The sequence below is a fragment of the Streptomyces clavifer genome (assembly GCF_036345975.1).
Classification (GTDB): domain Bacteria; phylum Actinomycetota; class Actinomycetes; order Streptomycetales; family Streptomycetaceae; genus Streptomyces; species Streptomyces clavifer.
Genome location: NZ_CP107793.1, coordinates 2,414,500 through 2,428,307, shown reverse-complemented (window position 1 = coordinate 2,428,307; position 13,808 = coordinate 2,414,500). Strand labels below are relative to the sequence as shown.

Below are 13,808 nucleotides of genomic sequence, written 5' to 3'. Positions count from 1 at the left end.
GGCGCCGGCGCACGCCCGCGCGGAGCAGGACCGGACTCCGCCCGCGCCCCCGTGCGCACCGCCCACGGGACCGAAGCCGGGTACGGGCGTCTCCCGGCCCGGGCCCGCCGACGAGGGGCGGGCGGCGTGCGCGCGCGGTTCGGGCGGCAGGCCGGCCGTGGAGCCCCTTCCCGGGGGTGCCGACGCCACGGCCCCCGCCCGACTCCCGGGGCGAGGCGCCGCCCGGGCCCGCGCGGCCCCGGTCGGCGTGCACGGGATCCGGCCGTGCCCGCCGGACCATCGGGAGCGAGGACCGTCGACGGACGGCCGCCCCGGTGGGCGACAATGGGCGCATGAGCTTGTTCCGGGACGACGGCGTCGTGCTGCGCACGCAGAAGCTGGGCGAGGCCGACCGGATCATCACGATCCTGACCCGCGGCCACGGCCGGGTGCGCGCCGTCGCGCGCGGGGTGCGGCGCACCAAGTCCAAATTCGGGGCGCGGCTGGAACCCTTCTCCCACGTGGACGTGCAGTTCTTCGCCCGCGGCAGCGAACTCGTCGGCCGCAGCCTCCCGCTGTGCACCCAGAGCGAGACGATCGCGCCGTACGGCGGCGGCATCGTCTCCGACTACGGGCGCTACACCGCCGGCACCGCGATGCTGGAGACGGCCGAACGGTTCACCGACCACGAGGGCGAGCCCGCGGTCCAGCAGTACCTGCTGCTCGTCGGCGGACTGCGGACCCTCTCGCGCGCCGAACACGCGCCGAACCTCATCCTCGACGCGTTCCTGCTGCGTTCCCTCGCGGTCAACGGGTACGCCCCCAGCTTCGTCGACTGCGCCAAGTGCGGAATGCCCGGACCGAACCGTTTCTTCTCCGTCGCGGCCGGCGGCGTCATATGCGGCGACTGCCGGGTACCCGGCAGCGTCGTACCCTCGGCGGAGGCCGTCGAACTGCTGAGCGCGCTGCTCACCGGCGACTGGGCGACGGCGGACGCGTCACAGGCGCGTCATGTCAGGGAGGGGAGCGGACTCGTGTCCGCCTACCTGCACTGGCATCTGGAGCGCGGCCTGCGCTCGCTGCGGTACGTAGAGAAGTGACACAGGGAGACGAGAGAAGCTCATGGCAGTACGCGGGATGCTCGGCGGACGTAACCGGCGTGACTACAAGACGCCCGAGCCGCACCCCTCCGGCGCCACCCCGCCGAAGATCCCCGGCGACCTGGTGCCCAAGCACGTGGCGGTCGTGATGGACGGCAACGGCCGCTGGGCCAAGGAGCGCGGCCTGCCGCGCACCGAGGGCCACAAGGTCGGCGAGGGCGTCGTCATGGACGTGCTCAAGGGCTGCATCGAGATGGGTGTCAAGAACCTCTCCCTGTACGCCTTCTCCACGGAGAACTGGAAGCGCTCGCCCGACGAGGTGAAGTTCCTGATGGACTTCAACCGGGACGTCATCCGCCGCCGCCGGGACGAGATGGACGAGCTCGGCATCCGCATCCGCTGGGTCGGCCGCATGCCGAAGCTGTGGAAGTCCGTCGTCCAGGAGCTCCAGGTCGCCCAGGAGCAGACGAAGGACAACGACAGGATGACGCTGTACTTCTGCGTCAACTACGGAGGCCGGGCCGAGATCGCCGACGCCGCGCAGCGCATCGCGCAGGACGTCGCGGCCGGGAAGCTCGACCCGTCGAAGGTCAACGAGAAGACGTTCGCGAAGTACATCTACTACCCGGACATGCCGGACGTGGACCTCTTCGTGCGCCCCAGCGGCGAGCAGCGCACGTCCAACTACCTGATCTGGCAGAGCGCGTACGCCGAGATGGTCTTCCAGGACGTCCTGTGGCCCGACTTCGACCGCCGGGACCTGTGGCGTGCCTGCCTGGAGTTCGCCCGGCGCGACCGCCGCTTCGGGGGCGCGGAGGAGAAGGCCGTGCAGAAGGCCGCCGAAGCCGCCGAGAAGGCGGGACCGACGGCCTGAGCCCCGCACCCCGGTACGGCCATGGCCCCCCACCGGGCGGTGGGGGGCCATGGCGGGACGAACCGGGGGCGGCCCGCGGGATCAGCCCTCCGCGCCCGCACACTCCGCGCAGGTGCCGAAGATCTCGACCGTGTGGGCCACGTTCACGTAGCCGTGCTGGGCGGCGACGGTCTCGGCCCACTGCTCCACGGCAGGACCCTCGACCTCGACCGCCTTGCCGCAGACCCGGCACACCAGATGGTGATGGTGGTCGCCCGTCGAGCAGCGGCGGTAGACCGCCTCGCCGTCCGTCGTGCGCAGCACGTCGACCTCGCCCGCGTCGGCGAGGGACTGCAGCGTGCGGTAGACCGTCGTCAGACCGACGGAGTCGCCCCGGTGCTTCAGCACGTCGTGCAGATCCTGGGCGCTGCGGAACTCGTCGACCTCGTCGAGCGCGGCGGCCACCGCCGCGCGCTGCCTGGTCGACCGGCCGCGTACCGGGGCCGCGTTCGTGCCACTGATCGGCGCCGTGGCCACAGGTGCCTCCTCGTGTCGCCCGTACGTGTGTCGGGCCATTGTGCCAGCCCGCCCCGGCGGCACGGTCACACCCGCACGTCGTCGGCGTCCGGGCGAGCCACCGGTACCTCCAGGGTGCACTCCTCGGAGTCCTTGTCGCGTCCGCGGGCCCGGCGGCGCGCCAGCGGCGTGGCGAGCGCGGTCAGCGCGATGAACACGGCGATGGCCAGCAGCACGATCGTGGCGCCGGGCGGCACGTCCTGGTAGTAGGAGGTCACGGTGCCGGCCAGGGTCACCGCCGTGCCGATCGCGACGGCCAGCACGAACGTCACCTTGAAGGACTTCGCGATCTGCTGCGCGGCGGCGACGGGGACCACCATCAGCGCGCTGACCAGCAGCAGACCGACCACCCGCATCGCGACGGTGACCGTGACCGCCGCCGTCACGGCGACCAGGAGGTTGAGCACGCGCACCGGCAGCCCGGTGACCCGGGCGAATTCCTCGTCCTGGCTGACGGCGAACAGCTGCCGCCGCAGCGCGAGCGTCACCAGCATCACGAAGGCGGCCAGCACGACGATCGCGGTGACGTCCTCCTCGGAGACCGTCGACAGCGAGCCGAAGAGGTACGACGTGAGGTTGGCGTTGGAGCCGGTGCCGGAGAGGTTGATCAGCATCACCCCGCCCGCCATGCCGCCGTAGAACAGCATGGCCAGGGCGATGTCGCCGCGCGTGTGCCCGTACCAGCGGATCAGCTCCATGACGACCGAGCCGACGACGGCCACCAGGGTGGCCATCCAGATGGGGTTGGTGGACAGCAGGAAGCCGAGGCCGACCCCGGTCATGGCTATGTGCCCGATGCCGTCGCCCATCAGGGCCTGGCGGCGCTGGACCAGGTAGATGCCGATGGCGGGAGCGGTGATGCCGACCAGGACGGCCGCTACCAGGGCCCGCTGCATGAAGGGGGGTGTGAGGAATTCCATCAGGTCAGCAGTCCCGTCCGGGCGGGCTCGGAGGCCGCGTGGGGGTGTACGTGGTCGTGGCCGGGCAGTGCGTGCTGGCCCATGGCCTCCGGAGGCGGTCCGTCGTGCGTGACACAGCCGTCGCGCAGCACGACCGCCCGGTCGATGAGGGGTTCCAGGGCGCCGAGCTCGTGCAGGACGAGCAGCACCGTCGTACCGGCCCCGACCTGCTCGCGCAGGGTTTCGGCGAGGATCTCCTGGCTGGCCAGGTCGACCCCGGCCATCGGCTCGTCCATGATCAGCAGCTCGGGTTCGGCGGCGAGCGCGCGGGCGATCAGCACCCGCTGGTGCTGGCCGCCGGAGAGGGCGCTCACGGAGTCCTTGGCGCGGTCGGAGAGGCCGACGAGCTCGATGGCGCGGTCGACGGCCGCCCGGTCCGCCCTGCCCGGCAGCCGCAGCTTCGTACGGGACAGCCGTCCGGAGGCGACGACCTCGCGGATCGTGGCGGGGACGCCGCCGGCCGCCGTGGTGCGCTGCGGTACGTACCCGACGCGGGCCCACTGGCGGAAGCGGCGCAGCGGAGTGCCGAACAGCTCGACGGTGCCGCCGGTGAGCGGTACCTGCCCGATGACGGACCGCACGGCGGTGGACTTGCCGGATCCGTTGGCCCCGAGCAGGGCCGCGACCTCGCCGCGGCCGACGGTGAGGTCGACGCCGCGCAGCACGGTGCGCGCACCGAGCGTGGCCGTGGCTCCGCGCATGCTGATCACGGGTTCGGGCGTACTGGGCTCGGACACGAGCGCCTCCGATGCTGCTGGGACTGGTACGGGTGGTGCGTGGACTACTTCGCGCCGAGAGCCTTCTGCAGTGCGGCCAGGTTGGACTTCATGACCTCGATGTAGTCAGCGCCCTCGGACTTGTCCGTGATTCCCTCCAGCGGGTCCAGGACGCCGGTCTTCAGGCCGAGGTCCTTCGCCAGGGTCTTGGCGGTCTTGTCGCTGGCGAGCGTCTCGAAGAACACGGTGGTCGCCCTGCTCTTCTCCGCGACGCCGTGGATCTCGTTGATCCGGGCGGGGCTGGGCTCGGCCTCGGGGTCGATGCCCGCGATGCCCTCCTGGGTGAGGCCGTAGCGCTCGGCGAGGTACCCGAAGGCGGAGTGGGTGGTGATGAAGGTCGTGGTCGCGGTGTCCTTCAGCCCGGTCTCGTACGCCGTGTTCAGCGCGTTCAGTTCGCCGACCAGGGTATCCGTGTTCTTGCGGTAGTCCGCCGCGTGGTCGGGGTCGGCCTTCTCCAGGGACTTCCCGACACCTTCGGCGACCTCGGCGTACTTCACCGGGTCCAGCCAGATGTGCGGGTCGGCGCCCGCCTCCTCGCCCTCGTGCGCGTGCTCCTCACCCTCCTCGTGCGCGTGCTCCTCGCCCTCGTCGTGTCCGTGGTCGTGACCGTCGACCTCGGTGCCGTGGTTCTCGAGCGTGGTGAGCTTCGCCGCGTCGACGGTGTTCTCGACGCCGGACTGGGCCACCGCGTCGTCGACGGCGGGCTGGATGCCCTTGAGGAACAGGATGAGGTCGGCGTCGCCCAGACCGCCGATCTGGCGCGGGGTGAGCTCCAGGTCGTGCGGCTCCACCCCGGGCTTCGTCAGCGTGGTCACCGATACGTGCGATCCGCCGATCTCCTCGGCCAGGAACTGCATCGGGTAGAAGGACGCCACCACGTTCAGCTTGTCGCCGCTCCCGCGGTCGGCCGCGTCCGAGGAGGAGCAGGCGGAGAGCGTGGTGAGGCCGAGGACGGCTGCCCCGGCGACGGCGGCGGTGGGTATCAGACGGCGTACGTTCATGACAGTCATTTTCAACAAAAGTGGAAACGATTGTCAACAAGGCTGATGAGATGCCCGGATCACACCCTGCGGGCCGCTGTACCCCCTGCCGATTTGATCCGGGGGGTGCGCCCGCCGGTAATCTGAGCCATTCGCCCGCAGCGTCACCTGAGCATCACCCCCCGCAGCGAGGCGCTCCGCCCCGCCCCTGTCCGTTTCGCCGTCGTAATGAAGAGAGCACCGTGGCCGCCGACAAGATCGACACCATCGTCAGCCTGAGCAAGCGCCGTGGCTTCGTCTACCCCTGCAGTGAGATCTACGGCGGTCAGAAGGCCGCCTGGGACTACGGGCCGCTGGGCGTCGAGCTGAAGGAGAACCTCAAGCGCCAGTGGTGGCGTTACATGGTCACCTCGCGCGAGGACGTGGTCGGTCTCGACTCGTCGGTCATCCTGGCCCCCGAGGTCTGGGTCGCCTCCGGCCACGTCGCCACCTTCTCCGACCCGCTCACCGAGTGCACCTCCTGTCACAAGCGCTACCGCGCCGACCACCTGGAGGAGGCGTACGAGGAGAAGCACGGCAAGCCGCCGGTCAACGGCCTCGCCGACCTCAACTGCCCCAACTGCGGCAACAAGGGCACGTTCACCGAGCCCAAGCAGTTCTCCGGTCTCCTCTCCACCCACCTCGGCCCGACCCAGGACTCCGGCTCCGTCGCCTACCTGCGTCCCGAGACCGCCCAGGGCATCTTCACCAACTTCGGTCAGGTGGCGCAGACATCGCGCAAGAAGCCGCCGTTCGGCATCGCGCAGATGGGCAAGTCCTTCCGGAACGAGATCACTCCGGGCAACTTCATCTTCCGCACGCGCGAGTTCGAGCAGATGGAGATGGAGTTCTTCGTCAAGCCGGGCGAGGACGAGCAGTGGCAGGAGTACTGGATGGAGCAGCGCTGGAACTGGTACACCGGCCTGGGCATGCGCGAGGAGAACATGCGGTGGTTCGAGCACCCGCAGGAGAAGCTCTCGCACTACTCCAAGCGCACCGCTGACATCGAGTACCGCTTCCGCTTCGGCGGCAGCGAGTGGGGCGAGCTCGAGGGCGTCGCCAACCGCACGGACTACGACCTCAAGGCGCACTCCAAGGCCTCGGGCACGGACCTGGTGTACTACGACCAGGAGTCCGGCGAGCGCTGGACGCCGTACGTCATCGAGCCCGCCGCCGGTGTCGGCCGTTCGCTGCTCGCCTTCCTCCTCGACGCCTACACCGAGGACGAGGCGCCCAACGCGAAGGGCGTCATGGAGAAGCGCGTGGTCATGCGTCTCGACCCGCGTCTGGCGCCGGTCAAGGTCGCGGTCCTGCCGCTGTCCCGCAACCCGCAGCTGTCGCCCAAGGCCAAGGGCCTCGCCGCGGACCTGCGGCAGAACTGGAACATCGAGTTCGACGACGCGGGTGCCATCGGCCGCCGTTACCGCCGCCAGGACGAGATCGGCACGCCGTTCTGCGTCACCGTCGACTTCGACACCCTCGACGACAACGCGGTGACCGTGCGCGAGCGCGACACCATGAAGCAGGAGCGCGTCTCCCTGGACCAGATCCAGGGCTACCTCGGCTCCCGTCTGCTGGGCTGCTGACGGTACGCAGCTTCATAACGAAGCCCCCGGTTCCCGCGCAGGGAGCCGGGGGCTTCGTGCACACTGCTGGGCACACCCCTACAGGAGGCTCGGATGGCGTCCATGACCACGAGCAAGGTCACCAGATGGGACCAGCACGGCCGCGAACACGTCGTCCGGGTACGGAAGTCCGGGATGCAGCGGCAGCTGACCTGCGGAACCTGCGGGTGGCACAAGGCGGCGCAGTTCCTGCCCTGGCTGAAGGCCGAGGAGCACCTTGCCGAGGCCCACCAGGCGACGGTCGACCCGACCGCCTGAGCCGGCACCGCACCTCCGGCGAAAACCGGGTGAGAGCTCTGCCCGGGCCGGGGTACCTTTTTCGGTATGTCTTCGTTCTTCCAGATCTACGAGTGAGCGTGCGACGGGCCGAGCGCCCGTCGCCCATCGAATCGATCCCTGAGATCCCTGATCACTTCAGACCTCACTTCTCACCACGAATGGGAGAACCCCGTGGCCAAGAGCCGCAACAACCTCCTCGGTGTGGGCGGACAGCGCAAGAAGCTGTCCCGCGCCGAGCAGCAGGGCGCGGGCACCGCGCGCGACGCCGACCGCCGGACCGCGGCCGAGCAGAAGCAGGAGCTGGTGCGCAAGATGCGCGAGCGCGCCGACGGCTCCGCGCAGACGGACGCCTCTCCGGCCGCCGCCTCCGAGCAGGACGGCACGGCGGCGCAGAGCTGACGCACCGGCACGACGGTGGGCCCGGATCACCTCGGTGGTCCGGGCCCACCCGCGTTTCCCGGCCGCGGCGTCCACCCGGCCGGCAGGGCCGCCGAGGGTGCGCCCCCGCGGCGGCCGGCGCCGGGGCCCGCCCGGCGTGCGCGACAATGGGTGGATGACCACGCTCGCCCCCGCCCTCCCGCTGCTCCGGATCGGCCCGCACACCGTGCAGCCGCCGGTCGTGCTCGCCCCCATGGCCGGCATCACCAACGCCCCGTTCCGCACCCTGTGCCGCGAGTTCTCCGGCGGCAAGGGGCTGTTCGTCAGCGAGATGATCACCACGCGGGCGCTGGTCGAGCGCAACGAGAAGACCATGCAGCTCATCCACTTCGACGCGAGCGAGACCCCGCGCTCCATCCAGCTGTACGGAGTGGACCCGGTCACCGTCGGCAGGGCGGTCCGCATGATCGTCGACGAGGACCTCGCCGACCACATCGACCTGAACTTCGGCTGCCCGGTCCCCAAGGTCACCCGCAAGGGCGGCGGCTCCGCGCTCCCGTACAAGCGGCCGCTGCTCCGGGCGATCCTGCGTGAGGCCGTGGCGAGCGCGGGCGACCTGCCGGTCACCATCAAGATGCGCAAGGGCATCGACGACGACCACACCACCTACCTCGACGCGGGCCGCATCGCTGTCGAGGAGGGCGTCACGGCCGTCGCCCTGCACGGCAGGACCACCGCCCAGCACTACGGCGGCACCGCGGACTGGGACGCCATCGCCCGCCTCAAGGAACACGTCCCGGAGATCCCCGTCCTCGGCAACGGCGACATCTGGTGCGCGGACGACGCGCTGCGGATGATGCGCGAGACGGGCTGCGACGGAGTGGTCGTCGGCCGTGGCTGCCTGGGCCGCCCCTGGCTCTTCGGAGACCTGGTCGCCGCCTTCGAGGGCGTGGAGACGCGGCAGGCGCCCGCCCTGCGCGAGGTCGCGGACGTCATGCTGCGCCACGCGACGCTGCTGGGGGAGTGGATCGGCGACGAGAGCCGTGGCGTGATCGACTTCCGCAAGCACGTGGCCTGGTACCTCAAGGGCTTCGCCGTGGGCTCGGAGATGCGCCGGAAGCTCGCGGTCACCTCCTCCCTGGAGGAGCTGGGCGGGCAGCTGCAGGAACTGGACCTCGACCAGCCGTGGCCGGACGGGGCCGACGGCCCCCGCGGGCGCACCTCCGGAAACAACCGCGTGGCCCTGCCGGACGGCTGGCTCAAGGACCCGTACGACTGCGCGGGTGTGGGCGCCGAGGCCGAGCTGGACACCTCGGGCGGCTGAGCGGGGCGCTGCCGCACGAGGCACCGGGTGCCCGAACAGGAGCCCGCTCACATGAGCGGGTTTTTGTGCAGGGTCCGGGCGTGATCCGGCCCGTGCCGGGCATGCGCACCCCTTTCGAGCGCCCTTTGTTCACTCTCCGCGCCACGTCGGGAAGCACACGGTGACCTGCGGTCGTCCCCGCGGCGTTCGGATGGTGACATCTGAGCGCGCCCCAGAGGGTGATTCTCGCCACCCCTGAGAGCTTGGCGGCTCAGATGAGCGGATTTTTCGATGCTGTACTTCTCAAATGATGGCACTGGGTGCCAGTGGCCTTTATTTTGATCGATCGACGCGTTGAGCACTCTCCGTACGCGATTCGGGTGAAGACCGTCACTCTTCGCGGTCTTCACTTCAGGAAGTGAACGCGGATGTTCTCCGAGGTGGTTCGAGGCGTCACATTCGATCTGCTGGCGGACGGGTGGTTGAGGCCTCACGACGCGCAAGTGGGCGTACCCAGACACCTTCGATCTGGGTATGTTCCTCGCCGTCAGGGCAGCCACCGCGTCCTCGAGGAGTCGAGACCCGTGTCGGAAAACAAAGATTCTCAGAAGTTCGTCTACGACTTCACCGAGGGCAACAAGGATCTGAAGGACCTTCTGGGCGGCAAGGGTGCCAACCTCGCCGAGATGACCAATCTCGGGCTGCCGGTCCCTCCGGGTTTCACGATCACCACCGAGGCCTGCAAGGTCTACCTCGACAGCGGTGACGAGCCGGCCGAACTGCGCGACGAGGTCAGTGCGCACCTCGTCGCGCTCGAGAACCGGATGGGCAAGAACCTCGGCCAGGCCGACGACCCGCTGCTGGTGTCCGTACGTTCCGGCGCCAAGTTCTCGATGCCCGGAATGATGGACACGGTCCTCAACATCGGTCTCTCCGACGCCTCGGTCGTCGGGCTCGCCGCCCAGGCCGGTGACGAGCGCTTCGCCTGGGACTCGTACCGCCGTCTGATCCAGATGTTCGGCAAGACCGTCCTCGGTGTCGACGGCGAGCTCTTCGAGGAGGCGCTGGAGGCCGCGAAGGAGGCCAAGGGCGTCACCGTCGACGTGGACCTCGACGCGGCCGACCTGAAGAAGCTGGTCAAGCAGTTCAAGAAGATCGTCACGCGGGACGCCGGACGCGACTTCCCGCAGGACCCGCGCGAGCAGATGGACCTGGCCATAAAGGCGGTCTTCGACTCGTGGAACACCGACCGCGCCAAGCTCTACCGCCGCCAGGAGCGCATCCCCGGCGACCTCGGCACGGCCGTCAACATCTGCTCGATGGTCTTCGGCAACCTCGGCCCCGACTCCGGCACGGGCGTCGCCTTCACCCGCGACCCGGCCAGTGGCCACCAGGGCGTCTACGGCGACTACCTGCAGAACGCGCAGGGCGAGGACGTCGTCGCGGGCATCCGCAACACCGTGCCGCTCGCCGAGCTGGAGTCGATCGACAAGGAGTCGTACGGCCGGCTGATCGCGATCATGGAGACGCTGGAGACCCACTACAGGGATCTCTGCGACATCGAGTTCACCATCGAGCGCGGGCAGCTCTGGATGCTGCAGACCCGGGTCGGCAAGCGCACCGCCGGAGCCGCCTTCCGGATCGCCACCCAGCTCGTCGACCAGGGCCTCATCGACGAGGCCGAGGCGCTCCAGCGCGTCAACGGCGCCCAGCTCGCCCAGCTGATGTTCCCGCGCTTCGACCACGAAGCCAGCACCGTCCTCCTGGGCCGCGGTATCGCCGCGTCCCCGGGGGCGGCCGTCGGCAAGGCCGTCTTCGACTCGTACACCGCCGTCAAGTGGTCCCGTTCCGGCGAGAAGGTCATCCTCATCCGCCGGGAGACCAACCCCGACGACCTCGACGGCATGATCGCCGCCGAGGGCATCCTCACCTCGCGCGGCGGAAAGACCTCGCACGCCGCCGTCGTCGCACGCGGCATGGGCAAGACCTGTGTCTGCGGTGCCGAGGAGATCGAGGTCGACACCAAGCGCCGCCGGCTGACGGTCGGCGGCACCGTCGTGGAGGAGGGCGACCTCGTCTCCGTGGACGGTTCCACCGGCAAGGTGTACCTCGGTGAGGTACCCGTCGTGCCGTCCCCGGTGGTCGAGTACTTCGAGGGCCGCATGCACGCGGGTGCCGACGACGCCGACGAGCTGGTCGCAGCCGTTCACCGGATCATGGCGTACGCGGACCGGGTGCGCCGCCTGCGCGTGCGCGCCAACGCGGACAACGCGGAGGACGCCCTGCGGGCCCGGCGCTTCGGTGCCCAGGGCATCGGTCTGTGCCGCACCGAGCACATGTTCCTCGGCGAGCGCCGCGAGATGGTCGAGAAGCTGATCCTCGCCGACACCGACGACGAGCGCGAGGCGGCGCTCGCCGCGCTGCTGCCGCTCCAGAAGGCCGACTTCATCGAGCTGTTCGAGTCGATGGACGGACTGCCCGTCACCGTACGGCTGCTCGACCCGCCGCTGCACGAGTTCCTCCCGGACATCACGGAGCTCTCCGTGCGCGTCGCGCTCGCCGAGTCCCGCAAGGACGCGAACGAGAACGACCTGCGCCTCCTGCAGGCCGTGCACAAGCTGCACGAGCAGAACCCGATGCTGGGACTGCGCGGGGTCCGTCTCGGCCTGGTCATCCCCGGCCTGTTCGCGATGCAGGTCCGGGCGATCGCGGAGGCGGCGGCGTACCGCAAGAACGCCAAGGGCGATCCGCGCGCCGAGATCATGATCCCGCTCGTGGGCACGGTCCAGGAGCTGGAGATCGTCCGTGACGAGGCCGTCCAGGTCATCGCCGAGGTCGAGGCCGCTACCGGCACCGGCCTCAGGCTGACCATCGGCACGATGATCGAGCTGCCCCGGGCCGCGCTGACCGCGGGCCAGATCGCCGAGGCCGCGCAGTTCTTCTCCTTCGGCACCAACGACCTCACCCAGACGGTGTGGGGCTTCTCCCGCGACGACGTGGAGGCCTCGTTCTTCACCGCGTACCTGGAGAAGGGCATCTTCGGGGTGTCGCCGTTCGAGACGATCGACAAGGACGGTGTCGGCGCCCTCGTGCGCAGCGCCGTGGAGGCCGGCCTGGCCACCCGTCCCGACCTCAAGCTCGGCGTCTGCGGTGAGCACGGCGGGGACCCGGAGTCGGTGCACTTCTTCCATGAGGTGGGTCTGGACTACGTCTCCTGCTCGCCGTTCCGCATTCCGGTCGCGCGGCTGGAGGCGGGCCGCGCCGCTGCCGGGCCGAAGGGCAGCGACAGCCGCTGAGCCCGGGGCCGGCCGGTCCGGCGACGACCACCACGACTCCGGGGGCGCCGGAGGATCACCCGTACCCTCGACGATCCTCCGGCGGCTGCGGATAACCCGGAAGCGGCAGCACCCTGTGCGGGGGTGCTGCCGCTTCTTCATGCGGGGTTCCGCTCCTCTTCAATTGAATAGCGAACCATTTAAGGTTGTTTCTTTTCTTCGTTCGGTGAGCAAATCCCGCGGCCGGCGGACCGGGGTGCGGTCCATGGATCCCCACCCATGGACCGCACCCGGCTTACCCCTGCCGGGTACGGAGCCGCACCGTCACCACCGCCGCCGAACAGGCAAAGCCCCCCACGGCCCTCACCCGCTCTTTCGGTGGCGCCGGATTCGCACCCGACGTCGTACAGCCTTTCGGCTGGCGAGGATGCGGGCGAGACGTTTCAACTCTGGCCGAAACCCCGTGGTGACCTCCTGTGACGGCATGCATACCCTTTGATGGGGGCGATTGCGGTTGCAACAGTGGGGGTTCGGTGCTGCGTATCCATGTGTCCGGGGTGGACCTTTCCAGAGTGCGGATGGCCACGAGGCCCGACGCAATGTGGGAAACCATTCTCAGTTTTCACCGACTGAGGGACCGGCGGGGCTCGTCGGTGTTCGGGAAATGGCGGACGGAATCCCGTACCAGACTGAATGGTGAGGCGCGTCTGCTGTCGGCGGTCGTTCCGCTCCGCGGCTATTTCCCCGACTTCCTGACGCCTTCCCAGGAAGGTGCCGAGCCGTTCGGCCTCGACGTCGGAATGGAGGCACTCCGCGACACTCCTGCGGACCGGCTCCACGGCGATCTGGCCCTGCTGGCCGAAAGCCGTCCCGCCGTGGTGCGCGCGCGGGGCGGTGGCGGGTCACCCACCGCCCTGCTGGACACGCTCGCGGAGGGGCGCACGGAGCCGCTGGGCCGCCTCATAGCCGCCCTGCGCGGCTACCACCGCGCCGCCGTCGAGCCGTACTGGCCGCACATCCAGGCGAGCGTGGAGGCCGACCGTGCCCTCCGGGGCCGCGCGCTGCTGGACGGCGGGGCCGACGAGCTCCTGGCCACGCTGCCGTCGATGATCCGCTGGCGGGCACCCGTGCTGGAGGCGGACTACCCCGTCGACCGCGAGCTGCACCTGGACGGACGGGGCCTGCTCCTGCAGCCCTCGTTCTTCTGCCGCGGTACCCCGGTCGTCTACCGCGACCCGCACCTTCCGCCGGTGCTCGTCTATCCGGTCACCCACTCGGGCGCCCCGGCCTTCGCGGGGCCCGGCCCCTGGCTCGGACGGCTTGTGGGGCACACCCGTTCCGCCGTCCTGCAGGCCATAGACAAGGGCTGCACGACCAGCGAGCTGGCCCGCAGGACCGGTGTGTCCCTGGCCTCCGCGAGCCAGCACGCCTGCGTGCTGCGCGAGGCCGGCCTGGTCCTGACCCTGCGCCACGGCAGCTCGGTCCTGCACACGCTCACCCCGCTCGGCGCGTCGCTGCTCAGGGGCGGCGCCCCGCTCGCCATGTCCTGACGGGACACGGGACTCCGCCGGCAGGGCCCCGGCCGGAGGAGTCCCGGAGACCTTTCAGGCCGCCGGCCCGCACCCCGCCACGGACGGGCCGGCGGGCGCGGGCCCCCGCAGCGCGACCGGCTCCGGCATACGGGTG

General features: G+C 70.2%; 12 protein-coding genes. 8 read left to right on the top strand and 4 right to left on the bottom strand.

The features are described 5' to 3' along the window. Positions 1-332: 332 nt before the first annotated feature. Both recO and OG927_RS10495 read left to right on the top strand, forming a co-directional pair. Positions 333-1,079 (top strand): DNA repair protein RecO, encoded by a 747-nt coding sequence (gene recO, locus OG927_RS10500; protein WP_056785314.1) that lies wholly within the window; start codon positions 333-335, stop codon positions 1,077-1,079. A gap of 22 nt (positions 1,080-1,101) precedes the next feature. After that, positions 1,102-1,953: an isoprenyl transferase gene (locus OG927_RS10495; RefSeq protein ID WP_056785311.1), complete on the top strand. Its 852-nt coding sequence runs from the start codon at positions 1,102-1,104 to the stop codon at positions 1,951-1,953. 81 nt (positions 1,954-2,034) lie between these two features. Here OG927_RS10495 and OG927_RS10490 read toward each other — a convergent pair whose 3' ends face one another. The 4 genes from OG927_RS10490 to OG927_RS10475 form a co-directional block, all read right to left on the bottom strand. Further along, complete coding sequence (locus OG927_RS10490; RefSeq protein ID WP_056785304.1) at positions 2,035-2,469, bottom strand: Fur family transcriptional regulator; 435 nt, start codon at positions 2,467-2,469, stop codon at positions 2,035-2,037. Between the two features lie 65 nt (positions 2,470-2,534). Beyond that, positions 2,535-3,428: a metal ABC transporter permease gene (locus OG927_RS10485; protein WP_056785300.1), complete on the bottom strand. Its 894-nt coding sequence runs from the start codon at positions 3,426-3,428 to the stop codon at positions 2,535-2,537. Further along, complete coding sequence (locus OG927_RS10480) at positions 3,428-4,204, bottom strand: metal ABC transporter ATP-binding protein (RefSeq protein WP_056785295.1); 777 nt, start codon at positions 4,202-4,204, stop codon at positions 3,428-3,430. The genes OG927_RS10485 and OG927_RS10480 overlap by 1 nt, the downstream gene beginning before the upstream one ends. A gap of 44 nt (positions 4,205-4,248) precedes the next feature. Continuing rightward, entirely contained in the window at positions 4,249-5,244 is a 996-nt protein-coding gene (locus OG927_RS10475) for a metal ABC transporter substrate-binding protein (protein ID WP_056785290.1), read from the bottom strand. Positions 5,245-5,465: 221 nt separating this feature from the next. Here OG927_RS10475 and OG927_RS10470 point away from each other — a divergent pair, with 221 nt between their 5' ends. From OG927_RS10470 to OG927_RS10445, 6 genes are all read left to right on the top strand, one after another. Next, a complete protein-coding gene (locus OG927_RS10470; protein WP_056785287.1) occupies positions 5,466-6,848 on the top strand; it encodes a glycine--tRNA ligase in 1,383 nt (460 codons plus the stop codon). Positions 6,849-6,941: 93 nt separating this feature from the next. Further along, the gene (locus tag OG927_RS10465) at positions 6,942-7,145 is read left to right on the top strand and encodes a hypothetical protein (RefSeq protein ID WP_056785284.1); all 204 of its coding nucleotides are present in this window, start codon (positions 6,942-6,944) and stop codon (positions 7,143-7,145) included. 192 nt (positions 7,146-7,337) lie between these two features. Continuing rightward, complete coding sequence (locus OG927_RS10460) at positions 7,338-7,565, top strand: DUF6243 family protein (RefSeq protein WP_056785280.1); 228 nt, start codon at positions 7,338-7,340, stop codon at positions 7,563-7,565. Positions 7,566-7,719: 154 nt separating this feature from the next. After that, positions 7,720-8,868, top strand: a complete 1,149-nt coding sequence (dusB, locus tag OG927_RS10455; protein ID WP_056785277.1) for a tRNA dihydrouridine synthase DusB — start codon at positions 7,720-7,722, stop codon at positions 8,866-8,868. A 563-nt stretch (positions 8,869-9,431) separates the two neighbouring features. Continuing rightward, positions 9,432-12,143 (top strand): pyruvate, phosphate dikinase, encoded by a 2,712-nt coding sequence (gene ppdK / locus OG927_RS10450; RefSeq protein WP_330320048.1) that lies wholly within the window; start codon positions 9,432-9,434, stop codon positions 12,141-12,143. A 512-nt stretch (positions 12,144-12,655) separates the two neighbouring features. Next, entirely contained in the window at positions 12,656-13,672 is a 1,017-nt protein-coding gene (locus OG927_RS10445) for an ArsR/SmtB family transcription factor (protein ID WP_063887869.1), read from the top strand. The last annotated feature ends 136 nt before the right edge of the window (positions 13,673-13,808 follow it).